The organism is Nonomuraea sp. NPDC049637, assembly GCF_040675235.1.
Taxonomy (GTDB): Bacteria; Actinomycetota; Actinomycetes; order Streptosporangiales; family Streptosporangiaceae; genus Nonomuraea.
Genome location: NZ_JBFAOM010000009.1, coordinates 126,277 through 149,207 on the forward strand (window position 1 = coordinate 126,277; position 22,931 = coordinate 149,207).

Below are 22,931 nucleotides of genomic sequence, written 5' to 3' on the forward strand. Positions count from 1 at the left end.
GGTCACGGTAAAGAGTGACCGGCGTCACTTATATGGGGCCGGGACCCACAGTCTGCGGGGAGGATGTGTGGCCGAGCCGGTGCAGGCGGAGGGCGAGCTGGATCTCCAGCGCGCGCTCGGGCTCCAGCCAGCCGTCGCCCAGCAGCTTGCCGATCCGGTCGAGGCGCTGGGTGACGGTGTTGACGTGGATGTGCATGGCCTCGGCCGTACGGGAGGGTGAGCCGCCCGTGCCGAAGTAGGCCGACAGGGTGTCGGTCAGCGCGGTGCCGCGGCGGGCGTCGTAATCGATCACCGCGCCGACCACGCGGCCGACGAAACCGCGCACGTCGCGGCCGTCGCCCACGAGCAGCCCGACGAAGCCCAGCTCGGCGGGGCTCGCGCCGTCACCGGCCCGGCCGAGCGCGAGCAGCGCCTCGGCGCACCGCCGCGCCTCCTGGTACGCCTCCGCGACGTCCCGCGCGCCCGCCGATCCGCCTCCCGGTCCAGCTCCCGGTCCGCTTGTCGCGCCCCCTCCTGAGCCGCCTGCCGGCGCGCCCGGCGGGCCGCCCGTCGGGCCGCCGGGCGCGGCTTCGGGGAGGCGGGCCGGGGAGGCGCCCGCCGTCGCCGGGCTGTGCAGGGACGCGCTCAGCTCGGCCGCCACCCGCTGGGCCAGACCGCCCGCGTCCACGCCCGGCAGCAGCAGCACCACCTCGTCGCCGCGCCCCGCCGCCAGCCCGTGCCGGACCGTGGCGTGCGAGGAGGCCCAGAACGCCGCCCGCTCCCGCTGGCCGCCGTGCCTGGCCACCACCACGACGTGCGGCGCGCGCAGGTCCACGCCCAGCCGCCGGGCCCGGTCGGCCAGGCCGGGCGAGTCCGGCCGCGAGATCAGGTCCTCCAGCAGCTCGCCCCTGACCCGGCCCTCGGCCTCGGCCACGCTCCGCCTGAACAGCAGCAGCAGCGCGCACACCAGCGCCGCCCGTTCCAGGATGCGCTCGTCGGCGTCGTCGCTGCGCAGGACGAGCGTGCACAACGGCTCGCCGCCGACGTCCACCGACGCGATCAGCTGGTCGCCCCTGCGCACGGTACGCCCCAGCGCCCTGGACGCCTGCGCCGCCTCGAACACCCCCGCGTCCAGCTCGCCCACGTCGCCCGTGATCGGCCGGCCCAGGTCGTCGAGCACGGCCAGCGACCCGCCGAGTACCTCGGTCACCACAGCGGCGACATCCTCGATGCCGCCGCCGCGCAGCACCAGCGAGGTCATCCGGTCGTGGGCCAGCGCGGCCCGCTCGACGGCCTCGCCGTGCGCCCGGGCGGTGCGGTGGGCCTGGGACAGCTCCTCCAGGGCGTTCCTGGTCTCCTGCAGCAGCCGGGCGTTGTCGATCGCGACGGCGGCGTGCGCGGCCAGGCTCGCCAGCAGCGAGACCTCCTCCTGGTGGAAGGGCCTGGCGCTGCGGTTGGCCGCCATCAGCACGCCGATCACCCGCTGGCCCAGCCGCAGCGGCACCCCCAGGATCGCGACCAGGCCCTCCTCCTTGACGGCCTCGTCGATGTGGCCCTTGTGCCGGAACCTGGCGTCGGCGAAGTAGTCGGCGGTCGCGTACGGGGTGGCCGTCTGCGCCACCAGCCCGCCCAGCCCGGCGCCCATGGCCAGCCTGAGCGCCCGGAACTTGGCCGAGATCGACCCGTCGGTGACCCGCATGTACGTGTCGCCCTGCTCGGGGTCGTGCAACGTCATGTACGCGATGTCGGTCGCCAGCAACTGCCTGGCCCGGTGGACGATGGCTTCGAGCACGGCGTCGAGGTCGCGCAGCGCGGCCAGGTCGCCGGCGGTGTCGTAGAGCGCCGACAGCTCGGCCTCGCGCCTGGCCCGCCGCCTGAGCAGCGCCCTGACCTTCAGCGCCTGGATCTTGGCCTGCTCCAGCTCCTCGATCGTGGCCGGATCGGCGCCCTGCGCCCTGGCCTCCACGATCGGCCCCTCGAACTCGACCGCCGACGCCTCCCGCGCCAAAAGCTCCAGAAAGTGGGTGCTCACTAATGGGCCGTCCAGCCGCCGTCTACGGGGAGGGAGGTGCCGGTGATGAAGGAGCCGTGGGGGCCGCAGAGGTAGGCGACCAGTTCGGCGACCTCCTCCGGCTCGATCAGCCGCTTGATCGCGGCCGGCTGGAGCATGATGTTCTCGACGACCTCGTCGCTGCCGATGCCGTGCACCCGGGCCTGGTCCTCGATCTGCGCCTCGACCAGCGCCGTGCGCACGTACGCGGGGCACACGCAGTTGGACGTCACCCCGTGGGCCGCCCCCTCCAGCGCGACCACCTTGGAGAACCCCTCCAGCGCGTGCTTGGCCGTCGTGTACGCCGACTTGTACGGCGAGGCCCGCAACCCGTGCACCGACGACATGTTCACGAACCGCCCCCACCCCCGGGCGTACATGCCGGGCAGCACCCGCCGCGCGATCAGGAACGGCGCCTCCACCATCACCCGCATCATGGTGGAGAACACCTCCGGCGGGAAGTCCTCGACCGGCGCCACGTGCTGGAACCCGGCGTTGTTCACCACGATGTCCACCGGCTCGTCGGGCAGCGACGCCGCGAAGGCCGGATCGCTCAGATCGGCCACCACCGCGACCCCGCCGACCTCCGCGGCCACCTTCCCGGCCGCCTCGCCCTGCCTGTCGACCACCAGGACCTTGGCCCCCGCGGCGGCCAGTCGCCGGGCGCAGGCGGCGCCGATGCCGCCTCCAGCCCCCGTCACCAGCGCGGTCCGCCCAGTCAGCTCCTTCGCCATACCCGAAACCCTAGGCGCTCGCCGCGCCGGGACGCATGGGTGCGGCCGACATAGATCCGAGCCCGCCTATGTGGATCACCCCTCCGCCGGCGGCCGGGTCATGGACAGCACGTCGAGGGCGGCGTCGAGCTGTTCCTCGGTCAGCGTGCCGTCGGCGACGTGGCCGCGTTCGACGACGACCTCCCGAATGGTCCTGCGCTCGGCCAGCGCCTGCTTGGCTATCTTGGCCGCCTCCTCGTAGCCGACGTGCCTGTTGAGCGGGGTGACGATCGAGGGGGAGGACTCGGCGTACTCGCGCAGGCGCTCGACGTTGGCCGTGATGCCGGCCACGCAGCGGTCGGCCAGCAACCTGGACACGTTCGCCAGCAGCCTGATCGACTCCAGGATGTTGCGGGCGATGACCGGCAGCTGCACGTTCAGCTCGAAGCTGCCCGAGGCCCCGGCGAAGGTGATCGCCGCGTCGTTGCCGATGACCTGGGCCGCGACCATGGCCGTGGCCTCCGGGATCACCGGGTTGACCTTGCCCGGCATGATGGACGAGCCCGGCTGCAGGTCCGGCAGGTTGATCTCGCCGAGCCCGGCGCGCGGGCCCGAGCCCATCCAGCGCAGGTCGTTCGCGATCTTGTTGAGCGACACGGCCACCACCTTGAGCTGCCCGGACAGCTCCACGATGGAGTCCTGGGCGCTCTGGGCCTCGAAGTGGTCGGCGGCCTCGCGGAAGGGGATGCCGGTCGCCTCGGCCAGCTTCGCGATCGCCCGCTGCGCGAAGCCGGGCGGGGTGTTGATGCCCGTGCCGACCGCCGTCCCGCCCAGGGGCAGTTCCAGTACGTGGTTCAGCGCCGTGCGCACGCGGGTGCCGCCGTGGTCGATCTGGGCGGCGTACCCGCCGAACTCCTGCCCGAGGGTCACCGGCGTGGCGTCCATCAGGTGGGTCCGGCCCGACTTGACCACCTGCGCGAACTCGGCCTCCTTGGCGTGCAGCGTGTCGGCCAGGTGGGTGAGCGAGGGCAGCAGGTGGAAGGTCACCTCGATCGCGGCGGCCACGTGGATCGAGGTCGGGAAGACGTCGTTGGAGGACTGGGAGGCGTTCACGTGGTCGTTGGGGTGCACGGGCCGTCCCAGCCGCTCCTCGGCCAGCGTCGCGATCACCTCGTTGGCGTTCATGTTGGACGAGGTGCCGGAGCCGGTCTGGAAGACGTCGATGGGGAAGTGGGCGTCGTGCTCGTTGTCGGCGACGTCCGCGGCGGCCTGCGCGACCGCCTCGGCCAGATCCTTGTCGATCACGCCCAGCTCGCCGTTGACCTCGGCGGCGACCGCCTTGATCAGGCCGAGCGCGGCGATGTGGGACGGTTCGAGCGGCCGCCCCGAGACCGGGAAGTTCTCCACCGCCCGCTGGGTCTGGGCCCGCCACCGCGCTCCCGCCGGCACCCGGACCTCGCCCATCGAGTCATGTTCGATTCTGAACTCGCTCATGACTCCAGTCTGTCCCACGGCCGGGCGATCAGTCCGGGGCCGGCCCGCCCCGGGCGGGGACGGGCCGTCGTACCGGGAAAGGCTCGCTCAGCTGGAGATGAGCGCCACGATGAGGACGGCGATCACGACCGCGGCCGCCGCCGCCACGGCCATCAGCACGAGCATGCCGTTGCGGTTGCCCGCCTGCGGCTTCTCGGGCGGCCCCGCGATGGCGAACAGGTCGGTCCCGAGGCCCTGGCCCTGGTGCGGGCCACCGGCGGGCGGCACCGGCCGGCCCTGTCCAGGCCCGCCCTGCTGCGGGCCGCCCTGTCCCGGCCCCTGCTGTCCTGCGCCCTGCTGTCCTGCGCCCTGCGGTCCCGGGCCCTGCTGCCGCGCGGCGTGCGGCGGTTGCTGCGCCGGCGGGTAGACCTGCTGGCCGGGGGAACCGCTCCGCGGCGCGGCGATGTGCCTGGTCGTGACGGTCCCCTCGTGGTCGGGGCGCTGCGGCGGACGGCCGCCGCCCGGCTCGGGCGCCGGAGGGAACGGCCCCTTGGGGCGCATGACGCTGACGGTCTGGTCGGGGTCGAAGCCGCTCTCGTCGCCGGCGTCAGCCGCCTGCGGCGGCTGCGCGGGACGCGGGGCCTGCGGCGGCCGGCCCGGTGCGGTGCTCTGAGGCATCGTCGGCGCCCCCAGCGGGCTCCGCGCGGCCTCCTGCGGCCCGGAAGGCCCCTGCGGCCCTGAGGGCCGCGCCCCGGCGGGACGCGTCGGCTGCGGGCCCGGGACGGGCGGCGCACCGGCCCCGTACGCCTCCTGAGGCCCTGAAGGGCGCCCCTGAGGGCCGGCGGGACGCCGTGGGCCGGAGTCGGTGAAGGGGTCGGGCAACGCGGCCTCCTGGGCCATCAGGGCTTCCGCCGTGAGCGCCGGCATCTCGCTCGTGGGCGTGTCGGCGACCATCCGCATGAGGGTCTCCGCCTTGGCGGCGCTGAGCCGCTGCCGGTAGTCCTTGTTGAGCAGCCCGTTCAGCACCGGCCGCAGCCGCCCGGCCTGCGTGGGCGGGTCGGCGCTCTCGCTGAGCAGCGCCGCCAGCGTCTCGGCGATCGTGGCCCGCTCGTACGCCGGCCGCCCCTCGACCGCGAAGTACAGCGTCGCGCCCAGCGACCAGATGTCGGACTCGGGCCCGGTGTACTCGCCCCTGGCGCGTTCCGGGGCCGTGTACCCGGGCGAGCCGATCACCATGCCCGTCTTGGTGAGCCGGGAGTCGCCCTCGGCCTTGGCGATGCCGAAGTCCGTCAGGACCACCCGGCCGCTCTCGGTGATGAGCACGTTGCCCGGCTTGACGTCGCGGTGCGTGATGCCCTGGGAGTGCGCGGCGCGCAGCGCGCCGAGCAGGTCGACGCCGATCTCGGCCACGAGCCGGGGCGGCAGCGGGCCCTCCTCCTCGATCACCTGCTCCAGGGAGCGCGCCTCGATGAGCTCCATGATGATCCAGGGGCTGTCGTCCTGGATGAGCACGTCGTGGATGGCGGCGACGGACGGGTGGTTGATCCGCGAGGCGAGGCGGCCCTCGCGGACCATGCGCTCGCGCAGCTCGGCCCGCTGGTCCTCGGTGAGCCCCTGGTCCTGGCGGATCTCTTTGACCGCCACCTCGCGCCCGAGCGCGCGGTCGCGGGCGCGCCACACGGTCCCCATCGTGCCCCGGCCGAGCGGGGCGATGAGCTCGTAGCGCTCCGCGAGCAGGCGTGTCTGCTGTTCCGGCATGAGAAGAAGATATCGATTCTCGCTTGGGAAGTGCTTTACCCTCGCTTGCGAAGTTCTCTTGGCCAGAACCGCCGAGGAAGGAACAACTTTATCACCGCCGCCTTGAAACGGACATAAGTAGACGGGCTCGGACGTGGGTCGACCCGCTTGCGGTGGACGCCCTCACCCGGCCTGCGCTCCTGGCGCGGCGGCGGGACCGACAGCGCGGCGGCGGCGGCCTCCGCCCTGTGCAGCCCGCGGTGCGCGGACCTGCGCGCGAAGGGTGGCGAGGTGACCACGGGAACCGGGCGTACGGGCCGGCGCGGGGCCAGCGGCTCCTCCGCCGAGCCGCCCGCGGCCACCCGGGCCAGCATGAGCGAGGCCCGTACGGAGTCGAGCCGGGTCTGTGGATCGATCCTGAGCAGCGCGTCGAGCACGGGCGCCAGCGGGCCCGCCTTGCTCATCGGGATCGGCTCGCCGCTGGTCAGCGCGGCCAGCGCGGCGGCGGCCGTACGGCGGCCGTGCAGCCCCCGGCCCTCGACGGCGGTGTAGAGGGTCGCGCCGAGCGACCACAGATCGCCCGCGGGGCTGGCCTTGGAGCCGAGAACCCGTTCGGGGGCGATGTAACCGGCCGAGCCGAGCACGATGCCGGCCTGGGTGATGGAGACGTCGCCTTCGAGCGCGGCCAGGCCGAAGTCGGTGAGCACCGCGCGGTCCTCGGTCACCAGGACGTTGCTGGGCTTCACGTCGCGGTGGAGGATGCCCTTGGCGTGGACGGCCCGCAGCGCGCCGAGGATCTGCCGGCCGATCTCGGCGGCCCGGCGCGGAGGGAGCGGTCCGTGCTCCTGGATGAGCTGCTCCAGGGACTTGGCCCGGAGCAGCTCCATCACGATCCAGGGACGGTCGTCCTCGGTCACGACGTCGAACACGGTGATGACCGACGGATGGGCCACCATCGCGGTCGCCCTGCCCTCGCGCTCGGTGCGGGCGCACAACTCCGCGCGCAGCTCCTCGTCGAGGACGGTGGGCAGCCGTACTTCCTTCACCGCCACGTCGCGGTCGAGCAACTCGTCATGCGCCCGCCAAACGGTGCCCATGCCGCCGCGACCAACCGGCTCCACAAGCCGATAGCGCGCGGCGAGAAGGTAACCGGAGGGCGCACGCATGCCAGGCAGCTTACCTATTTGTGTAAACCGACCAGTAGAGGCGGGGCCGATAAATTGTTGCGAACTTAAGTCAACCCGCCTGACTCGTTACGTCAGCGAACCTCCGGGCCACATCTGCCCAGTTGACGAGGCCCCACAGTTTCTCGACGTAGTCCGGACGCACGTTGCGGTACTGCAGATAGTAAGCGTGCTCCCACGCGTCGAACACGAGAAGCGGCGTGGTGTTCATTCCGACGTTGCCGTGGTGGTCGTAGATCTGCTCGACCACCAGCCTGCGGCTCAGCGGCTCCCAGGCCAGCACGCCCCACCCCGAGCCCTGGACCGACGCCGTGGCCGTGGTGAGCTGCTTCTGGAACGCCTCGAACGTGCCGAAATGCTCGTCGATGGCGGCCCTGAGCGCGCCGTCGGGGCGGTCGCCGCCGTCGGGGGAGAGGTTCTCCCAGAAGATCGAGTGCAGGACGTGGCCGGACAGGTTGAAGGCGAAGGTCTTCTCCAGGCCCACCAGGCCGGCGAAGTCGCCGCCGTCGCGGGCCTCGGCCAGACGGTCGAGCGTGTCGTTGGCGCCCTTGACGTAGGCCGCGTGGTGCTTGGCGTGGTGCAGCTCCAGGATCTCGCCGGTGATGGCGGGCTCCAGCGCGCCGTAGTCGTACGGCATGTCGGGAAGGGTGTAGTCGCCCATGGGGCCGTCCTCTCGAAGTAGATCTCTGGAGGACACTATTGCAACTAGTTCGCAAGTGCATCAGACTTGCGACCTAGGTCTCGCCTTGGCATCGTGGCGGGAGTCAGTTAGGTCCAGTTTGTGCGCGGACGGCATGAGCCGTCCGCGCACAGGCGTCCTGTGGGGATTTCTTGGGGTGGGAATTACCCAGGTCAGGGCGCTGTTGTACCTGTTCGTATGCGACGGCAGGGCAGCCGTGTCGAGGCGCCCCCGCAGATCTGTCGTCATCACCCATCGCAGGATTCACACCTGTGACCCGCCGTGCCTCATGCGCGGACGGTGAGCAAAGGAGCACCCCCCGATGGCCAAGCACGCCATGATGACCACGTCCCATCTCGCCAAGCTCGCCCTCGGCGCGACCATCGCCGCGAGCGCGCTGGGCGCCACTGCCGCCGTCAGCGCCGCGACCGCGCACCGGACCGACGCCCAGGCCGCCGCGCAGCAGTCGGCCGCGCAGGGTTCGGCCCAGGGCCGGGTGAACGTCACCGCCGCCCAGGTGCTGGCCACGGCCCGCGCCCAGGTCGGCACCTCCGAGGACGCCAACGGCGGCGGCACCAAGTTCCAGAAGTGGTACGCCGACTCCCAGCGCGCCGCCGAGACCGTCGCGCGTGACGGCGGCAGCCGCCAGGACTACCTGAACGCCGCCTGGTGCTCGATGTTCGTCTCCTGGGTCGGCGAGCAGACCGGCGCCCGCCCGCAGGTCGGCTGGGACGCCTACACCGTGACGCACGCCAAGTGGTTCGCCGCCAACGACCGCTGGGGCACCGAGGCCAGGCCGGGCGCCGTCGTCTTCTTCTCCTGGAGCGGCAGCAAGAGCCTGAACGACATCCAGCACGTCGGCTTCGTCGTCAAGGACAACGGCGACGGCACGATCTCCACGATCGAGGGCAACACCGGCAACGGCAAGGTCGAGGAGCGCGTCCGGCCGACCTCGCAGGTCGTAGGCTACGGTTACCCGTCCTACGCCGCCTGACACATCGACACAGCGCGCATTCCTGTCCGGGATGCGCGCTTTGTTGTATTACCGCACGTCAGAGCAAGTGTGACGCTCGGCACACCTCTCTCCCCGATAAATGTGCATGATGCCTAGTAGGGCACTTTCCCGCGTACGGCAGGCTGATTGACAGGAACCATGGCACGCCGTCAGCAAGATGTAAGGGTGCCGAAAGGGGACGGGGGCATGGTTAGGACATGAGACCAGGCGAGAACCCGCGAGCAGCTGAAACTGTCGGTGCCGGCCCCGAGACTGGGTAGGACGCCGACGTTCCACCACTGACGACAGAAGTTGAAGGACGTGATGGAGATGCGCCAGACACAGGTTCGCCGCCGGCCGAGGAAGCCGGTCGGCGCCACCCTGGACCTTCGCACGCCGTCGGGGCGACAGTTGCCCTTTTGACCATCAGGAAGCAGGAGCGCCATCTGAGAGGTGCGCGATGATGTGCAGTCACTTTCCCGTATGCCCCAGTGCGGACTCGCCCGACCGTGAGCGTTCGCACGTGATCTCGGCCCATCCTGACCAGGGCTGGAGCCTCCTCTGCAACGGCGTGGTGCTGTTCGAGGACACGGGTCTGCTCCTGCCTGACGGCAGCGTCGTCGCCCCCCACCGAGCCCCCGTCGCCGCCTGAGACACCCGAGACGCCCGAGACGCCCGAGGGCGACCCCCCGTCGTCCGGTGCCGAGGGGCTTCGACCGCCGCCCGGCACCCTTCGACGCGCTCGGGCCCTACCTGCGCCCGATGCTCAGCACCGGCCCGGTGCGGTCGGTGAAGAAGTCGTCACCCTTGTCGTCGACGACGATGAAGGCGGGGAAGTCCTCGACCTCGATCTTCCACACCGCCTCCATGCCCAGCTCGGGGTATTCGAGCACCTCCACCTTCCTGATGCAGTCCTGGGCCAGCCGGGCGGCCGGGCCGCCGATGGAGCCCAGGTAGAAGCCGCCGTACTTCTGGCACGCCTCGGTGACCTGCCTGGACCTGTTGCCCTTGGCCAGCATGACCATCGAGCCGCCCGCCGCCTGGAAGCGCTCGACGTAGGAGTCCATGCGGCCGGCCGTGGTGGGGCCGAACGAGCCGGAGGCGTAACCCTCGGGGGTCTTGGCCGGGCCGGCGTAGTAGACCGCGTGGTCCTTGAGGTACTGGGGCATCTCGCCGCCGTCGTCGAGCAGCTCGGCGATCTTGGCGTGCGCGATGTCGCGGGCGACGACGAGCGGGCCGCTGAGGGAGAGCCGCGTCTTGACGGGGTACTTCGTCAGCTCGGCCAGGATCTCCGGCATCGGCCTGTTGAGGTCGATGCGGACGACGTCGTCGGACAGGTGCTCGTCGGTGGTCTCCGGCAGGAAGCGGGCCGGGTCGGTCTCCAGCTTCTCCAGGAACACGCCCTCGGCCGTGATCTTGGCCAGCGCCTGGCGGTCGGCCGAGCACGACACCGCGATGGCCACCGGGCAGGACGCGCCGTGCCGGGGCAGGCGGATCACGCGCACGTCGTGGCAGAAGTACTTGCCGCCGAACTGGGCGCCGATGCCGAGCTTCTGCGTCAGCTCGAATACCTTGGCCTCCAGCTCCAGGTCGCGGAAGCCGTGCCCGGAGGGCGAGCCCTCGGTGGGGATGGAGTCGAGGTAGCGGGCGCTGGCGTACTTGGCGGTCTTGAGCGCGAACTCGGCGGAGGTGCCGCCCACCACCACGGCCAGGTGGTACGGCGGGCAGGCCGCGGTGCCCAGCGAGCGGATCTTCTCCTCCAGGAAGGCCAGCATGCGCTTCTCGTTGAGCACCGCCTTGGTCTCCTGGTAGAGGAACGACTTGTTGGCCGAGCCGCCGCCCTTGGCCATGAACAGCAGCTTGTACTCGTCGGCGTGGCCGTGGGGGTCCTCGGCGTAGAGCTCGATCTGGGCGGGCAGGTTGTTGCCGGTGTTCTTCTCCTCCCACATGGTCAGCGGGGCCATCTGGGAGTAGCGCAGGTTGAGCTTGGTGTAGGCGTCGTAGACGCCCTTCGAGATGTGCTCGGCGTCGCGGCCGTCGGTCAGCACGTGGCGGCCGCGCTTGCCCATGACGATGGCGGTGCCGGTGTCCTGGCACATCGGCAGCACGCCGCCGGCCGAGATGGAGGCGTTCTTCAGCAGGTCGAGGGCGACGAACCGGTCGTTCCCGCTGGACTCGGGGTCGTCGACGATCTTGCGCAGCTGCGCCAGGTGCGACGTGCGCAGGAAGTGGGAGATGTCGTGGACCGCGGTCTCGGTGAGCAGCCGCAGGGCCTCGGGGTCGACCTCAAGGAACGTACGCCCGGCCGCTTCGACCTTCCGCACCCCCTCCGACGTGATCAGCCGATACTCGGTCTCATCGGCGCCCAGGGGAAGCAGATCGGTGTAGTCGAAGTCCATGTCCATAGAGGGTACGCCCCCCGTCAGGTGGTCATCCCGGGGCCGGCACGGGCTCCGGCGAGCGCCGCGCGGTGAGCCCCACCAGGATGCCGACGATCACCAGCCCGGCCCCCGCCAGGTCGTAGACGCTCGGCGTCGCGATGCCGAGCACGAGCCCCGTCACGATCGCGCCGACCGGGATGAGCCCGGCGAACAGCCCGGCCGTCCCTGGGCCGAGCTTGGGCAGCGAGGTGTACCAGAGGAAGAAGGCCATGACCGTGACCACGACCGCCAGGTACGCGAAGCCCAGCGTCTCGGCCGCGGTCGGCGTCCTGAACATGGCCGAGCCCTCCTGGACCAGGCCGACCACGGCCAGCATGGGCACGGCCAGCGCCGTCGAGTACGCCGACACCCGGATCGCCCCCAGCTTGGGCAGCAGGGGGATGGCCAGCATGGAGAAGCTCACCTCGCCTGCCAGCGCCCCGAGCGCCCACAGCAGGCCGGTCGGGTTCCCGCTGCCCAGGCCGGTCGCCAGCGTCGCGCCGGCCACCACCACCGACGCCCCCATCAGCAGGCGCGGCGCCGGACGCCCGCCGGCCAGCGCCAGCGCCAGCGGCACGGTGCCGAGGACGGTGCCCACCAGCGCCGGCCCCGAGGCCCGGGTGGACTCGACGACGCAGACGTTGAAGACCACCAGCCCGAGCAGGGTGAGCCCGCCCAGGTACAGGGTCTCGCGCCCGGTGAGCCGGACGAACCGCAGGCCGAGCGCCCTGGTGACGACCAGCAGGATGACCGCGGCGGCGAGGTAGCGCACGGCCTGGCCGCCGTACACGGGATAGGAGCCGATCAGGCCGGACACTCCGGCCAGGGTGCCCACCAGGAACATGGCGGTGGCGGCTCCGGCGATTCCGTTTCTCATGGGCAGGATCGTAGGGAGACAATGGTTCGCATAAACAGACCAATGGGCCGCTATATGACAGGACCAATATGGCTGACCTGCACATCCAGATCAATCGGGATGCGGGAGGGATCGCTGGGCAGATCGCGGCCGAGCTGCGCGAGGGCGTGCGTCTCGGGCGGCTGGCGCCCGGCACGCGCCTGCCAGCCACCCGCGACCTCGCCGCCGACCTCCAGGTCTCCAGGGGCGTGGTGGTGGAGGCGTACGAGCAGCTCGTGGCCGAGGGGTTCCTGGTCTCGCGGGTGGGGGCCGGGACCGAGGTGGCCCCGCTGGGCGCCGTCCGGTCCGCGCGTCCCTGGCCGGCGGCCGACGGCGGCGTCTGCGGGCCGTACCACGGGCATCGGGCCACGTCCCCCGACCTGGGGCACTTCCCCCGGGAGCGGTGGTCGTCGGCCGTCCGGCACGTGCTGGCCACCGTGCCGTCCGACGCGCTCGACTACGGCGATCCCGGCGGCGTCCCGGAGCTGCGCGAGGAGCTGGCCGGTTACCTGCGGCGGGTCAGGGCGGCCGACGTCCATCCCGACAACCTGGTCGTGGTGGGCGGCGTGGCGCAGGGGCTGAGCCTGGCGCTGCACGTCCTGGCCCGGCGCGGCGGCCTGCGCCTGATCGTCGAGGACCCCACCAGCCGCCGCCAGGTCCCGCTGCTGGAACGGGCCGGGGCCCGCCTGGTGCCGGTGCCCGTGGGCTGCGAGGGCCTGATCGCCGGGGCCATGGACGGCGACGCGGCGCTGGTCACGCCCGCACACCAGTACCCGACGGGCGTCGTGCTCTCCCCGGCCCGGCGGGCCGCGCTCATGGAGTGGGCCTGCGCGGGCGACCGGACGGTCCTGGAGGACGACTACGACGCCGAGTTCCGCTACGACCGCGACCCGGTCGGCTGCCTCCAGGGGCTGGCCCCCGACCGGGTGATCCTGACCGGCAGCGTCAGCAAGTCGCTCGCCCCCGGCCTCCGGCTCGGCTGGGTCGCCGCGCCCGCCCGCCTGGCCGAGGCGATCCGCCGCGCCCGGAGCGAGCTCGACCTGGGCTCCCCGGTCATCGAGCAGTACGCGCTGGCCCACTTCCTGCGCACCGGCGGCTACGACAAACACCTGCGGCGCATGCGCAGGGAGTACCGCCGCCGCCGGGACGCCCTGGTCAGGGCGCTGGCCGAGGAGCTGCCGGAGATCCGCGTCCGGGGCATCCAGGCCGGGCTGCACGTCTACCTCGACCTGCCGGACGGCTGGGACGAGCTCCGGGTCGTCCGCGCGGCCGAGGGCGTCGGCCTGGCCGCCGAGCCGGTCGCGCCGATGCGGTTCTCGCCCGGCCCGCCGGCGGTCGTGGTGGGGTTCGCCCGGCTGCCGGTGCATCAGGCGGCGGAGGCCGTCCAGGGCTTAAAAGTCCGTATGTCTGGACATATCATGGACTGAGGTGGAAAGCGGCACTGGAGGCGGCATGCGGGCGGGACTGCTGGGTCTGGGCCGGATCGGCGCGTTCCACGCGGCGAACCTGGCCGCGCATCCCCTGGTCGACGAGCTGATCGTGGCCGACCCGGTCAGGACCTCGCCGTACGGCAGGCCGGGGGATCCGTTCGAGGCCGACGTCGTGGTCATCGCCACGCCGACCAGCACGCACGCCGAGCTGCTGATCAGGGCGTGCGAGCGGGGCGTCCCCGTCCTGTGCGAGAAGCCGGTGGCGGGCACGGTCGCCGAGACGCTCAAGGTGCTGGAGGCGAGCGCGGGCCGGCGGGTGTTCGTCGGGTTCCAGCGCAGGTTCGACCCCGGCTACCGGGCCGCCCGCGCCGCGCTGCGGGCCGGCGAGCTGGGCGAGCTGCACCGCGTCCACCTGGTGACGGCCGATCCCGCGCCGCCGCCGGCCGAGTACGTCCCGCTGTCCGGCGGCCTGTTCCGCGACTGCCACGTCCACGACTTCGACGTCCTGCGGTGGGTGACCGGGCGCGAGGTCGTGTCCGTCCACGCCGTCGGCGCGAACCGGGGGGCGGCGTTCTTCGGGGAGGCCGGCGACGTGGACAACAGCGCCGCGCTGCTCACCCTCGACGACGGCACGCTGGCCACGCTCCAGGGCTCCCGCTACAACGGCGCCGGCTACGACGTGCGCATGGAGCTGGCCGGCACGAAGGGCACCCAGGTGGCCGGGCTCGGCCCGCGCGCCCCGCTGCGCAGCGCCGAGGGCCTGCAGCCGCCCGGACCGCCCTGGCCCGACTTCGTCGCCAGGTTCGGCCCGGCCTACGCGGCCGAGCTCGACGCCTTCCTGCGCGGCGGCGAGGGCCTGTGCTCGGTCGAGGACGCCCTGGCCGCCCTGTACGTCGCCGAGGCCGCCGACCTGTCGCTGCGCGAGTCGCGTCCCGTCCAGGTCGCCGAGGTACGCGGCTGAGGAGGCTTGCTGATCACGCCTGCGCGGCGGCCCGCCTGGGCGCGAAGCCCGGCGCGAGCGCGATGATCACGCCCGCCAGCAGCAGCGGCGCGACGAACGCCACCCGCCAGTCCGTGGCGTCGGCGATGCCGCCGATCAGCGCGGCCCCCACGATGAAGCCCACGTAGTTGAAGAGGTTCACCCGGGCGATGGCCACCCCGGTGCCCGCCGGGTCCAGCTTGCCCGCCGCCGAGAACGACTGCGGCGCGACCACCGACAACCCCAGCCCGGTCAGCCCGAACGCGACGATCGCCAGCGGCTGGTTCGGGGCCACCACGACGCCGAGGAAGCCCAGCGTGGCCAGCGCGCCGCCGAGCCGGACGATGGCGGCCGGGCCGTACCGGCGGACCGCGACGTCGCCGCCGAGCCGCACGGCCAGCGTCGCGCCCTGGTAGACGCTGTAGGCCAGCTTCGCCACGCTGTCCTGGGCCAGCAGGGCCTTGCCCATGAAGACGGTCGCGAAGTTCGACACCGCCGCGTCGCCGATGTAGAGGAAGCCCATCGCCAGGCAGAGCGGGATGATCGGCCGCCAGGGGAACTTGCCGGTCGCGGCCTCGACGACGTTCTCGACCTTCTCCTCGGTGATCGTGCACAGCTTCGGCCCGGCGTAGAGCGAGCCGGCCACCGCCAGGACCATGGGGATCGCCATCGTGACCGCCAGCGAGACCCGGCCGGCCGCGAACACCGCCCACAGGGCCCCCGCCAGGCTGAGGACGCTCCACACGCTGTGGAAGCCGTTCAGCACGGCGGTGCCGTACCGGCGTTCGACGGCCACGCCCTGCATGTTCATGCCCGCGTCCACCGCGCCGACCGCGAGGCCGAACAGCAGCAGCGCGGGCACGGCCAGCGGCACCGAGGGCGCGAGGCCGGTGAGCACCACGGCGAGCGCCACCGCGGGCTGCGCGACCCGCAGGAGCAGCTTGCTGCCGTACCGGGCGGCGAACGTGCCCGCGCCGACGCTGCCCACGCCGGCGAAGACGGGCACGATCAGCAGCAGGAGCGTGAGCGCCCCGTCGGTGAGCTCCAGCTCGGTCTGGAGGCTGGCCACCTGGACGAGCAGGGTGGCGAAGGAGAGGCCCTGCACGCCGTACACGACGTACGTGGCGGTACGGGCCTGGCGATCACGCGGGGACGGCACGACGGCCTCCTGATCGGGGGGGGAATCAAACGTGAGGCGGAGTCAGGTTAGCGGCTGGTCAGGGCCGTACGCCAGCGTCAGATCCGGCGCCGGATAGGGTGCCTGGGTGAAACGGGGCTACGCGACCGGCGAGGCGCGCAAGGAGCGCATCCTGGCGGTCGCGCTGCTGGAGTTCGCCGAGCACGGCTACCGCGGCGCCTCGCTGGCCCGCATCGCCGAGCGGGTCGAGCTCTCCCAGGCCGGGCTGCTCCACCACTTCCGGAGCAAGGAACGTCTGCTCCTCGCGGTGCTCGACCACCGCGACGAGCTCGACCGCCGCAGGTTCGGGCCGGGGCGCGACGGCCACGACGGCCACGACGGCGGCGGCGTCGCCGCGCTGCGTGCCCTGGCCGACGTCGTCGACCACAATGCGCGGGTGCCGGGCCTCGTCCAGCTCTTCTCGGTGATCAGCGGCGAGGCGGTGACCCCGGGCCACCCCGGCCACGAGTGGGCCAGGCGGCGCTACCGGCGGCTGCGCGCCGACGTGGCCGCCGCGCTGCGCGCGGGCGCCGAGCGCGGCGAGTTCCGGGCCGGTCTCGACGCCGAGGCCCACGCCGACCGCCTGATCGCGATGATGGACGGCCTGCAGACCCAGTGGCTGATCGACCCCGGCCAGGTGGACATGGCGGCCGTCTTCCGCGGTTACGTGGAGGACCTCATCGCCGCTCTACGGCCCGGCTGACCGCCCGCACGGGCTCGGCGTCCGCCAGCCGCCCGGCCGCCCACACCCCGAGGGCCAGCAACGCGGCCACCTCGGTCACCGCCAGCCCCCGTTCGACCAGGCCGAGGGGCACGACCCGGTACCACGGCAGCCCGTGGTCGGCGCCGATCAGCACCGCCGCGCCGATGCCCGCGACCCACAGCGCCGAGCACACCCCCAGCCCGAACGCCACCGTCGCCGGCCTGCTGCGCTCCCGCCGTCGCCAGGGCCGGGCGATGACCAGCGCGGCGAGCGGCAGGCTGAGGAAGGCCACGAAGCTGCCGACCCGGTGGATGCTGCCGCTCGTGCTGGGCCCGACCGCCCAGTCGTGCTTCTGGAACGAGGCCGTCAGCAGCAGCCCCACGCTCCAGGCCATGAGCGCGACCGTGCCGACCGCCCCGGCCAGCCGCTTGCGCGCCAGCGAGACGCCGATGGCCGCCGACCCGGCCGCGAGCAGCCCCACGGCGAGCCCGAAGATCCACCCGCCGGGGCCGAGACCGTGTTCGCTGATCGTGCGCCTGAACGGGGTCGTCTCGTCGAGGCTGGTCAGCTCCAGGCCCACGATCACGGCGATGCCCACCCCCGCCGCCCCGAGCCCCCATCGCGCCGGTTGATGCACGCCCGCCTCCCGAGGATCAGCCGTCAGAAGCCTGTCGCGTGGATCAACGGCGGGAAACGCCGGACGATTCCGGCGTACCGCCATCGGCACGCCGAGGCGAACGGAGAGCCAGGCCGGGAGATCGGCGCGTTGCTCGGGCGGATTCGCCGATGTGCGCCCTGTTGGTCCGTTCTTGGGCGAGCGAATACCCGGGCCGCCGGATATCGTCAGAAGTGTGAACGAACGCGCGGGATCGTGGTTGCCGAAGCTGCAGGAAGTCGGAGAGCGGCTTGCTGAGGAGTTCGTGACGTCCCGGCGCGCACCGGCCGCGTCCGGCCTGCCGCAGCCGCACGAGCTGCGCGCCTCCGACGCCGACCGCGAACGCATCGCGCAGGTGCTCCAGGACGCCCACGCCGACGGCCGGCTCGACCTCGTCGAGCTGGAGGAGCGGCTCGGCGTCGTCTACTCCGCGCGCACGCTCGGCGACCTCGCCGGGCTCACCGCCGACCTGCTCCCGGCCGAGGAGCAGCCGCTGAACCTCGACGGCCGGCCGGTGTCGGCCATCTTCAAGAAGGAGCAGCGCGGCGGGCGCTGGGTGGTGCCCGCCGAGCTCGACGTCACGGCCATGTTCGGCACGACCAAGCTGGACTTCCGCGACGCGATCCTGCAGAACAGCCGGATCGTCATCAACGCCACCCTGGTCTTCGGCGGCCTGGAGATCCACGTGCCGGAGGACCTTGAGGTGATCAGGGTCGCCAAGGGCGAGACCGTCCGCCTGACCAGGCAGCCGGTCGAGCCCGGCGGGCCCGTGGTCGAGGTGCGCACCACGAACTTCGCCGGCGACATCAAGGTCAAGGAACCGCCCAGACGCCGACGCCGCCGCTGAGGCGGGTCAGCCTGCCGTGTCGAAGTTGATCGCGCTGTAGGCGCGCAGCTTCCAGAGCTGGTGCTCGCTCTCGATCTTCCTGATGGTCCCCGACCGGCCGCGCATCACCAGCGAGCTGGTCACCGCCGCGCCCGACCTGAACCGCACGCCCTGCATCAGCTCGCCCTGGGTGATGCCGGTCGCGGCGAAGAACACGTTGTCCGACCTGACCAGGTCGTTCGTGGTGAGCACCTGGCTGAGGTCGTGCCCGGCGTCGACGGCCTTGGCGCGCTCGGCGTCGTCGCGCGGCCACAGCCGGCCCTGGATCACGCCGCCCAGGCACTTGAGCGCGCACGCGGCCACGATGCCCTCGGGCGTGCCGCCGATGCCCAGCATCAGGTCGATGCCGGTGCCCGCGCGGGCCGCCATGATCGCGCCGGCCACGTCGCCGTCGACGATGAACTTGATCCGCGCGCCCGTCTCCCTGATCTCCTTGACCAGCTTCTCGTGCCGCGGCCGGTCCAGCACGACCACCGTGACGTCGGACGGCGAGCAGTGCTTGGCCCTGGCCACGGCGTTGATGTTGTCGGCCACCGACGCCTCGATGTTCACCACGTCGGCCGCCTCCGGCCCGGTGACCAGCTTCTCCATGTAGAACACCGCGGACGGGTCGTACATCGAGCCGCGCTCGCTCACCGCGATCACCGACACCGCGTCCGGCATGCCGAGCGCCGTCAGCCTGGTCCCGTCGATCGGGTCCACCGCCACGTCGCAGTCGGGGCCGCTGCCGTCGCCGACGCGCTCGCCGTTGTACAACATCGGGGCGTGGTCCTTCTCGCCCTCCCCGATGACCACCACGCCGTTCATCGACACCGTGTTGATCAGCTGGCGCATGGCGTTGACCGCCGCGCCGTCGGCGCCGTTCTTGTCGCCGCGGCCCACCCAGCGGGCCGCGGCCATGGCGGCCGCCTCCGTCACGCGTACCAGCTCCATCGCCAGGTTGCGGTCGGGGGCGTGCTCGCCCGTCGCGAGCGCTGCCGGTACCGACGTCTGATCGGACATGATGAGCCTCCTCGTTGAGAACTCTCTCGATCGTAGTTGCCGGTCTATTCCCGGTCAGAGGGGGATAATCTGCCCAGTCCGGCTCAGCCCTCTGCGCAAGGGCCGCCACGCGATGGTCAGGGACCGGCGAAAAGGGATATCTATATGGGTGCCCCGCATGACGGAGACCGGATTTTGCGCCATATCGCGTGCGCGTAGGAGATCTCGCCTCCACCATGGACATGCGCCCCCGCCGTGGAGGAGATCGAATGAGCGAAGTGGAACACGCGGTGACCCAGCCTCGCACGTCCGAGCGGGGGGCTGCGACGCGGAGCTCGCTGCTGGCCGCCGCGCGGGAGGTCTTCGTCTCCAAGGGGTTCGCCGAGGCCGGCGTGACGGACGTCGTGGCCAGGGCCGACGCCAGCGTGGGCAGCCTCTACCACCATTTCTCCGGCAAGGCCGACCTCTACCTCACGTTGTGGGAGGAATGGCAGGCCCGCCAGGCCCAGCGCACCAAGCAGGCCGCCCGTACGGCCCGCGCCGCCGCCGAGGGCGACCCCATGCGGGTGTTCATCGACGCCGCCCGCGCCTACCTCGAAGGCTGCCTGGAGGAACGCGAGCTGGCCGCCCTGTTCCTGCGCGGCGACGGCCCGCCCGGCTTCGAGGTGGTCATGCGCGACCGGCTGCGCACCTGGGCCCAGCGCAACGCCGCCCTGTTCGAGGACGAGCCCGCGCTCGTCGTCGTGGTCACCGGCGCCCTGGCCGCGGCCGTCAGCGAGATCGTCTTCTCCGGCGACCGCGCGATGGTCGACGACGTGCTGGCGATCATCGGCCAGATCAGGCCCGCCGCTTCGGCGACCGCGCCCGCCAGCGGGTAACCTCGCCAAGTGTGCGACGGTTCAGCCAAAGTTTCTACGGCTACGCGGTAGCCCTCTTCGTGTGCCTGGCGGGCGTGGGGCTCTTCATGCTCGTCGCCCCGCAGAGCCGCCAGGAGCACATCCCGCGGCTCGACTACTCCATCACCGTCGCCAACTTCGGGCACGGCGTGCCCTATCAGGTGTGGTCCCCGCAGCAGGACCCGGCGGGCTGGGTGCCCAACAGCAACAGGATCGCCAAGGGCGAGAACGGCGCGCAGGTGCTCTACCTGGGCTACGCCACCGCCAAGCGGCAGCACGCCATGTTCGCCCAGAGCGACGAGAAGCCGGCCGCCGAGTTCGCCAACCGCATGACCGGCATCGCGAAGCCGTCCGGCAGCCAGCAGGTGGGCGGGGTGACGTGGGAGAAGCGGTTCCGCGAGGACAAGAACCAGCGCTCGCTCGTGCGGGTGCTGCCCGACGTCACCCTCGTGATCACCGGCACGGCCGACTGGCCCGAGCTGACCGAGCTGGCCGGGCTCCTGCAGCAGCGCGCCAAGGGGTGACCCTGGGCGGGCGCGGCGGCGTCTAGGGTGGTGGCCGTGGCAGACGAGAAGACACCTTCGTACGAGCAGGCCCGCGAGGAGCTGACCGAGGTGGTGCGCCGCCTGGAGACGGGCGGGCTCACGCTGGAGCAGTCGATCGAGCTCTGGGAGCGCGGCGAGCGGCTCGCGGCCGTCTGCGAGGAGTGGCTGCAGGGCGCCCGGGTCAAGCTCGCCGCCGCCATGGCGAGGCGCTCGGAGCCGGGCGCCGACGACGCCCCCTTCTGATCCGTCAGGAGGCGGTGCGGTTGAGCGCCACCACCGGGATGCGGCGGCTGGTCTTGGCCTCGTACTCCGCGAAGCCGGGGGCGATCTCGACCATGCGGGCGTAGAGCCGGTCGCGCTCGTCGCCCTCGATGAAGTCCGCCTTCACCTCGAACGTCTCGGTGCCGATCTCGGCGGTCGCCGTGGGGTTGGCGCGCAGGTTGTGGTACCAGGCCGGGTGGTTGTCGGCGCCCGCGTTGGAGGCGATGATCACGTAGCGGTCGCCGTCGGCCAGGTACATCACCGGCGTGGTCGTCGGCCGGCCGCTCTTGGCGCCCGTCGTCGTGAGCAGCACCAGCGACGCGCCCTCGAACGGGCCGCCCACCCGGCCCTCGTTGGCCCGGAATTCGTCAATGACCTGCTGGTTGAACGAGTTGGTCATCCTCAGCTCCTCATAATCGGAGAGTTCTCCGATTCGGAGAATACCGGAGAGCTCTCCGTTCCCGCGGAGTTATGCTCCAGGCGTGTGCGCACGTCCATCGCTCCCCGTCGTCGGGCAGCCCCAGCCCGAGCGGGCCGACGCCGCGCGCAACCGCCGGAAGATCATCGAGGTGGCCGCCACGATGATCGCCGAGCGCGGCGCCGAGGAGCTCTCGCTCGACGAGGTGGCCAAGGCCGCCTGCGTCGGGGTGGGCACCGTCTACCGGCGCTTCGGCGACCGCGCGGGGCTCGTCCTCGCGCTGATCGACGAGCGGGAACGGCGCTTCCAGGCGGCGTTCCTGAGCGGTCCGCCGCCGCTCGGGCCCGGCGCGCCGCCGGCCGAGCGGATCACGGCGTTCCTGCACGCGCTGGTCGATCGCATCGTCGAGCAGCAGGACCTGTTCCTGCTGCTGGAGAACGGGCCGGGCAAGGCGCGCTACAGCGGGCCGTACAAGGTGCACCAGGTGCATCTGGCGAGCCTGCTCGCCGCGGCCCGGCCGGGGGCCGACGCCGCCTACCTGGCCGACGCGCTGCTCGCACCGGCCACCGCCTGGCTGATCAAGTTCCAGCGGGAGGAGCGCGGCCTGACGGTGGAGGACGTCAAGGCCGGCCTCGCCGACCTGGCCGCCGCCGTCGTGCGGGGGCCCTAGGCCTCCGTACGGACCGTGAGCCGGTCGTCGCTCAGCCTGATCGTCAGCGGGGTGCCCGGCGGCACATCCTTGGCCAGGCGCACGACCTCGCCCGACGGATGTTGCACGATCGCGTAGCCGCGCTCCAGCGTGGCCGCGGGCGACAACGCCACCAGGCGGGCCCGCAGGTGCGTGAGGTCGTCGGCGGCCCGGTCGAGCGAGCCGGTCAGCGACCGCCTGGCCCGCTCCCGCAGCGCGTCGACCTGCTCGGCCCGGCGTTCGAGCTCGCGCACCGGATCGGCCAGCGACGGCCGCGAGCGCACCGACGTCAGCCAGGACATCTCGCGGTCGAGCCAGCCGTTGAGCACCCGCCGCCCGCGGTCGCGCAGCTGGCGGATCAGCGCGAGCTGCTCGCCCACGTCGGGGACGACCTTCTTGGCGGCGTCGGTGGGCGTGGAGGCGCGTACGTCGGCCACCAGGTCGAGCAGCGGGCTGTCCTGCTCGTGGCCGATCGCGCTGACCACGGGGGTGCGGCAGGCGGCCACGGCGCGCACGAGCGTCTCGTCGGAGAAGGGCAGCAGGTCCTCCAGCGAACCCCCGCCGCGGGCCACCACGATCACCTCGACCTCGGGATCGGCGTCGAGCTTGCGCAGCGCCTCGGTGACCTCCCCGACCGCGTACGGCCCCTGGACGGCCACCTCCTCCACCTTGAACCGCACGGCCGGCCAGCGGCGGCGGGCGTTCTCCAGCACGTCGCGCTCGGCGGCCGAGTCGCGCCCGCAGACGAGCCCGATCGTGCCCGGCAGGAACGGCAGCCGCCGCTTCCTGTCGGCGTTGAACAGCCCCTCGGTGGCCAGCAGCCGGCGCAGCCGCTCCAGCCTGGCCAGCAGCTCGCCCACGCCGACCGGCCGGATCTCCATCGCCGTGAAGGCGAACGAGCCCTTGTTGACCCAGAAGTCCGGCTTGACGTGCACCACGACCCGCGCGCCGTCGGAGGGACGCGGCTCGGCGGCCTCGTAGACGCCGCGCGGAGCCGTGACCCGGGCCGAGACGTTGGCCACCGGGTCACGCAGGGTCAGGAACACCGTGCCGCCGCGCGCGCTCAGATCGGTGATCTGGCCCTCGACCCACACCGTGCCGAGTCTGCCGATCCAGCCGCCCACCATCTGCAGGACCGTGCGGATCGGCAAGGGAGACTCGGGTGTGGTCTTCGAGGTCATGGCGGAA

Annotated in this window: 23 protein-coding genes; 10 read left to right on the forward strand and 13 right to left on the reverse strand. The window is 72.3% G+C overall.

The features are described 5' to 3' along the window. Window positions 1–28: 28 nt before the first annotated feature. The 6 genes from AB0J71_RS15250 to AB0J71_RS15275 all read right to left on the reverse strand — a co-directional run bounded on the left by AB0J71_RS15250 (window position 29) and on the right by AB0J71_RS15275 (window position 7,797). The gene (locus tag AB0J71_RS15250; protein ID WP_364414569.1) at window positions 29–2,011 is read right to left on the reverse strand and encodes a helix-turn-helix domain-containing protein; all 1,983 of its coding nucleotides are present in this window, start codon (window positions 2,009–2,011) and stop codon (window positions 29–31) included. Continuing rightward, entirely contained in the window at window positions 2,011–2,763 is a 753-nt protein-coding gene (locus AB0J71_RS15255) for a 3-hydroxybutyrate dehydrogenase (protein ID WP_352323277.1), read from the reverse strand. The genes AB0J71_RS15250 and AB0J71_RS15255 overlap by 1 nt, the downstream gene beginning before the upstream one ends. Before the next feature lie 75 nt (window positions 2,764–2,838). Next, window positions 2,839–4,236: a class II fumarate hydratase gene (locus AB0J71_RS15260; protein ID WP_352323278.1), complete on the reverse strand. Its 1,398-nt coding sequence runs from the start codon at window positions 4,234–4,236 to the stop codon at window positions 2,839–2,841. Window positions 4,237–4,323: 87 nt separating this feature from the next. Next, complete coding sequence (locus AB0J71_RS15265) at window positions 4,324–5,973, reverse strand: protein kinase (protein ID WP_364414571.1); 1,650 nt, start codon at window positions 5,971–5,973, stop codon at window positions 4,324–4,326. 35 nt (window positions 5,974–6,008) lie between these two features. Then, entirely contained in the window at window positions 6,009–7,118 is a 1,110-nt protein-coding gene (locus AB0J71_RS15270; RefSeq protein ID WP_352330692.1) for a serine/threonine-protein kinase, read from the reverse strand. Window positions 7,119–7,188: 70 nt separating this feature from the next. After that, entirely contained in the window at window positions 7,189–7,797 is a 609-nt protein-coding gene (locus AB0J71_RS15275; protein ID WP_352330694.1) for a superoxide dismutase, read from the reverse strand. 340 nt (window positions 7,798–8,137) lie between these two features. Between AB0J71_RS15275 and AB0J71_RS15280 the strand changes: the two genes are divergently transcribed. Together AB0J71_RS15280 and AB0J71_RS15285 are read left to right on the forward strand one after the other, a co-directional pair. Continuing rightward, window positions 8,138–8,809 (forward strand): CHAP domain-containing protein, encoded by a 672-nt coding sequence (locus tag AB0J71_RS15280; RefSeq protein WP_364414573.1) that lies wholly within the window; start codon window positions 8,138–8,140, stop codon window positions 8,807–8,809. Between the two features lie 463 nt (window positions 8,810–9,272). Then, entirely contained in the window at window positions 9,273–9,461 is a 189-nt protein-coding gene (locus AB0J71_RS15285) for a DUF5999 family protein (protein WP_352327892.1), read from the forward strand. Between the two features lie 97 nt (window positions 9,462–9,558). Here the strand turns inward: AB0J71_RS15285 and AB0J71_RS15290 are convergent, their stop codons facing one another. Further along, entirely contained in the window at window positions 9,559–11,208 is a 1,650-nt protein-coding gene (locus AB0J71_RS15290) for a fumarate hydratase (protein ID WP_352327890.1), read from the reverse strand. Window positions 11,209–11,239: 31 nt separating this feature from the next. Then, complete coding sequence (locus AB0J71_RS15295) at window positions 11,240–12,106, reverse strand: DMT family transporter (RefSeq protein WP_364392565.1); 867 nt, start codon at window positions 12,104–12,106, stop codon at window positions 11,240–11,242. 68 nt (window positions 12,107–12,174) lie between these two features. On the opposite strand from AB0J71_RS15295, the gene AB0J71_RS15300 reads away from it, so the two are divergent. After that, entirely contained in the window at window positions 12,175–13,551 is a 1,377-nt protein-coding gene (locus AB0J71_RS15300) for a PLP-dependent aminotransferase family protein (RefSeq protein ID WP_364414575.1), read from the forward strand. 25 nt (window positions 13,552–13,576) lie between these two features. After that, window positions 13,577–14,515, forward strand: coding sequence for a Gfo/Idh/MocA family oxidoreductase (locus AB0J71_RS15305; RefSeq protein ID WP_352325439.1), 939 nt, complete (start codon window positions 13,577–13,579; stop codon window positions 14,513–14,515). Between the two features lie 13 nt (window positions 14,516–14,528). Here AB0J71_RS15305 and AB0J71_RS15310 read toward each other — a convergent pair whose 3' ends face one another. Then, window positions 14,529–15,692 carry an MFS transporter gene (locus AB0J71_RS15310; RefSeq protein WP_352325440.1) on the reverse strand — a complete coding sequence of 388 codons (1,164 nt, stop codon included), beginning with the start codon at window positions 15,690–15,692 and terminating at the stop codon, window positions 14,529–14,531. Between the two features lie 106 nt (window positions 15,693–15,798). On the opposite strand from AB0J71_RS15310, the gene AB0J71_RS15315 reads away from it, so the two are divergent. Beyond that, window positions 15,799–16,413, forward strand: coding sequence for a TetR/AcrR family transcriptional regulator (locus AB0J71_RS15315; protein WP_364414577.1), 615 nt, complete (start codon window positions 15,799–15,801; stop codon window positions 16,411–16,413). Here the strand turns inward: AB0J71_RS15315 and AB0J71_RS15320 are convergent. Further along, the gene (locus AB0J71_RS15320; RefSeq protein WP_364414579.1) at window positions 16,388–17,050 is read right to left on the reverse strand and encodes a DUF998 domain-containing protein; all 663 of its coding nucleotides are present in this window, start codon (window positions 17,048–17,050) and stop codon (window positions 16,388–16,390) included. The genes AB0J71_RS15315 and AB0J71_RS15320 overlap by 26 nt on opposite strands. A gap of 214 nt (window positions 17,051–17,264) precedes the next feature. Between AB0J71_RS15320 and AB0J71_RS15325 the strand changes: the two genes are divergently transcribed. After that, window positions 17,265–17,915, forward strand: a complete 651-nt coding sequence (locus AB0J71_RS15325) for a DUF1707 domain-containing protein (RefSeq protein ID WP_352325443.1) — start codon at window positions 17,265–17,267, stop codon at window positions 17,913–17,915. 6 nt (window positions 17,916–17,921) lie between these two features. On the opposite strand, the gene glpX is transcribed toward AB0J71_RS15325, so the two are convergent. After that, window positions 17,922–18,956, reverse strand: coding sequence for a class II fructose-bisphosphatase (gene glpX, locus AB0J71_RS15330; RefSeq protein ID WP_364414581.1), 1,035 nt, complete (start codon window positions 18,954–18,956; stop codon window positions 17,922–17,924). A gap of 248 nt (window positions 18,957–19,204) precedes the next feature. Here glpX and AB0J71_RS15335 point away from each other — a divergent pair, with 248 nt between their 5' ends. The 3 genes from AB0J71_RS15335 to AB0J71_RS15345 are packed head-to-tail and all read left to right on the forward strand — an operon-like array spanning window position 19,205 to window position 20,619. Further along, the gene (locus AB0J71_RS15335) at window positions 19,205–19,813 is read left to right on the forward strand and encodes a TetR/AcrR family transcriptional regulator (protein ID WP_352325445.1); all 609 of its coding nucleotides are present in this window, start codon (window positions 19,205–19,207) and stop codon (window positions 19,811–19,813) included. Between the two features lie 11 nt (window positions 19,814–19,824). Continuing rightward, the gene (locus AB0J71_RS15340; RefSeq protein ID WP_364414583.1) at window positions 19,825–20,355 is read left to right on the forward strand and encodes a DUF4245 domain-containing protein; all 531 of its coding nucleotides are present in this window, start codon (window positions 19,825–19,827) and stop codon (window positions 20,353–20,355) included. A 36-nt stretch (window positions 20,356–20,391) separates the two neighbouring features. Continuing rightward, window positions 20,392–20,619 (forward strand): exodeoxyribonuclease VII small subunit, encoded by a 228-nt coding sequence (locus tag AB0J71_RS15345; RefSeq protein ID WP_352325447.1) that lies wholly within the window; start codon window positions 20,392–20,394, stop codon window positions 20,617–20,619. 4 nt (window positions 20,620–20,623) lie between these two features. Here the strand turns inward: AB0J71_RS15345 and AB0J71_RS15350 are convergent, their stop codons facing one another. Then, complete coding sequence (locus AB0J71_RS15350; protein WP_352325449.1) at window positions 20,624–21,037, reverse strand: nitroreductase family deazaflavin-dependent oxidoreductase; 414 nt, start codon at window positions 21,035–21,037, stop codon at window positions 20,624–20,626. 82 nt (window positions 21,038–21,119) lie between these two features. Here AB0J71_RS15350 and AB0J71_RS15355 point away from each other — a divergent pair, with 82 nt between their 5' ends. Beyond that, the gene (locus AB0J71_RS15355; protein WP_352325450.1) at window positions 21,120–21,725 is read left to right on the forward strand and encodes a helix-turn-helix domain-containing protein; all 606 of its coding nucleotides are present in this window, start codon (window positions 21,120–21,122) and stop codon (window positions 21,723–21,725) included. Here AB0J71_RS15355 and xseA read toward each other — a convergent pair. Next, window positions 21,722–22,924, reverse strand: a complete 1,203-nt coding sequence (gene xseA / locus AB0J71_RS15360) for an exodeoxyribonuclease VII large subunit (protein WP_364414585.1) — start codon at window positions 22,922–22,924, stop codon at window positions 21,722–21,724. The two genes, AB0J71_RS15355 and xseA, sit on opposite strands and share 4 nt — an antisense overlap. Window positions 22,925–22,931 lie beyond the last annotated feature (7 nt).

What these genes read in the sequence shown, in the direction of transcription:
- AB0J71_RS15255 (WP_352323277.1), bottom strand. Translation starts at nt 2,763, where the DNA reads ATGGCGAAGGAGCTGACTGGGCGGACCGCGCTGGTGACGGGGGCTGGA.
- AB0J71_RS15260 (WP_352323278.1), bottom strand. Translation starts at nt 4,236, where the DNA reads ATGAGCGAGTTCAGAATCGAACATGACTCGATGGGCGAGGTCCGGGTG.
- AB0J71_RS15265 (WP_364414571.1), bottom strand. Translation starts at nt 5,973, where the DNA reads ATGCCGGAACAGCAGACACGCCTGCTCGCGGAGCGCTACGAGCTCATC.
- AB0J71_RS15270 (WP_352330692.1), bottom strand. Translation starts at nt 7,118, where the DNA reads ATGCGTGCGCCCTCCGGTTACCTTCTCGCCGCGCGCTATCGGCTTGTG.
- AB0J71_RS15275 (WP_352330694.1), bottom strand. Translation starts at nt 7,797, where the DNA reads ATGGGCGACTACACCCTTCCCGACATGCCGTACGACTACGGCGCGCTG.
- AB0J71_RS15280 (WP_364414573.1), top strand. Translation starts at nt 8,138, where the DNA reads ATGGCCAAGCACGCCATGATGACCACGTCCCATCTCGCCAAGCTCGCC.
- AB0J71_RS15285 (WP_352327892.1), top strand. Translation starts at nt 9,273, where the DNA reads ATGTGCAGTCACTTTCCCGTATGCCCCAGTGCGGACTCGCCCGACCGT.
- AB0J71_RS15290 (WP_352327890.1), bottom strand. Translation starts at nt 11,208, where the DNA reads ATGGACTTCGACTACACCGATCTGCTTCCCCTGGGCGCCGATGAGACC.
- AB0J71_RS15295 (WP_364392565.1), bottom strand. Translation starts at nt 12,106, where the DNA reads ATGAGAAACGGAATCGCCGGAGCCGCCACCGCCATGTTCCTGGTGGGC.
- AB0J71_RS15300 (WP_364414575.1), top strand. Translation starts at nt 12,175, where the DNA reads ATGGCTGACCTGCACATCCAGATCAATCGGGATGCGGGAGGGATCGCT.
- AB0J71_RS15305 (WP_352325439.1), top strand. Translation starts at nt 13,577, where the DNA reads ATGCGGGCGGGACTGCTGGGTCTGGGCCGGATCGGCGCGTTCCACGCG.
- glpX (WP_364414581.1), bottom strand. Translation starts at nt 18,956, where the DNA reads ATGTCCGATCAGACGTCGGTACCGGCAGCGCTCGCGACGGGCGAGCAC.
- AB0J71_RS15335 (WP_352325445.1), top strand. Translation starts at nt 19,205, where the DNA reads ATGAGCGAAGTGGAACACGCGGTGACCCAGCCTCGCACGTCCGAGCGG.
- AB0J71_RS15350 (WP_352325449.1), bottom strand. Translation starts at nt 21,037, where the DNA reads ATGACCAACTCGTTCAACCAGCAGGTCATTGACGAATTCCGGGCCAAC.
- xseA (WP_364414585.1), bottom strand. Translation starts at nt 22,924, where the DNA reads ATGACCTCGAAGACCACACCCGAGTCTCCCTTGCCGATCCGCACGGTC.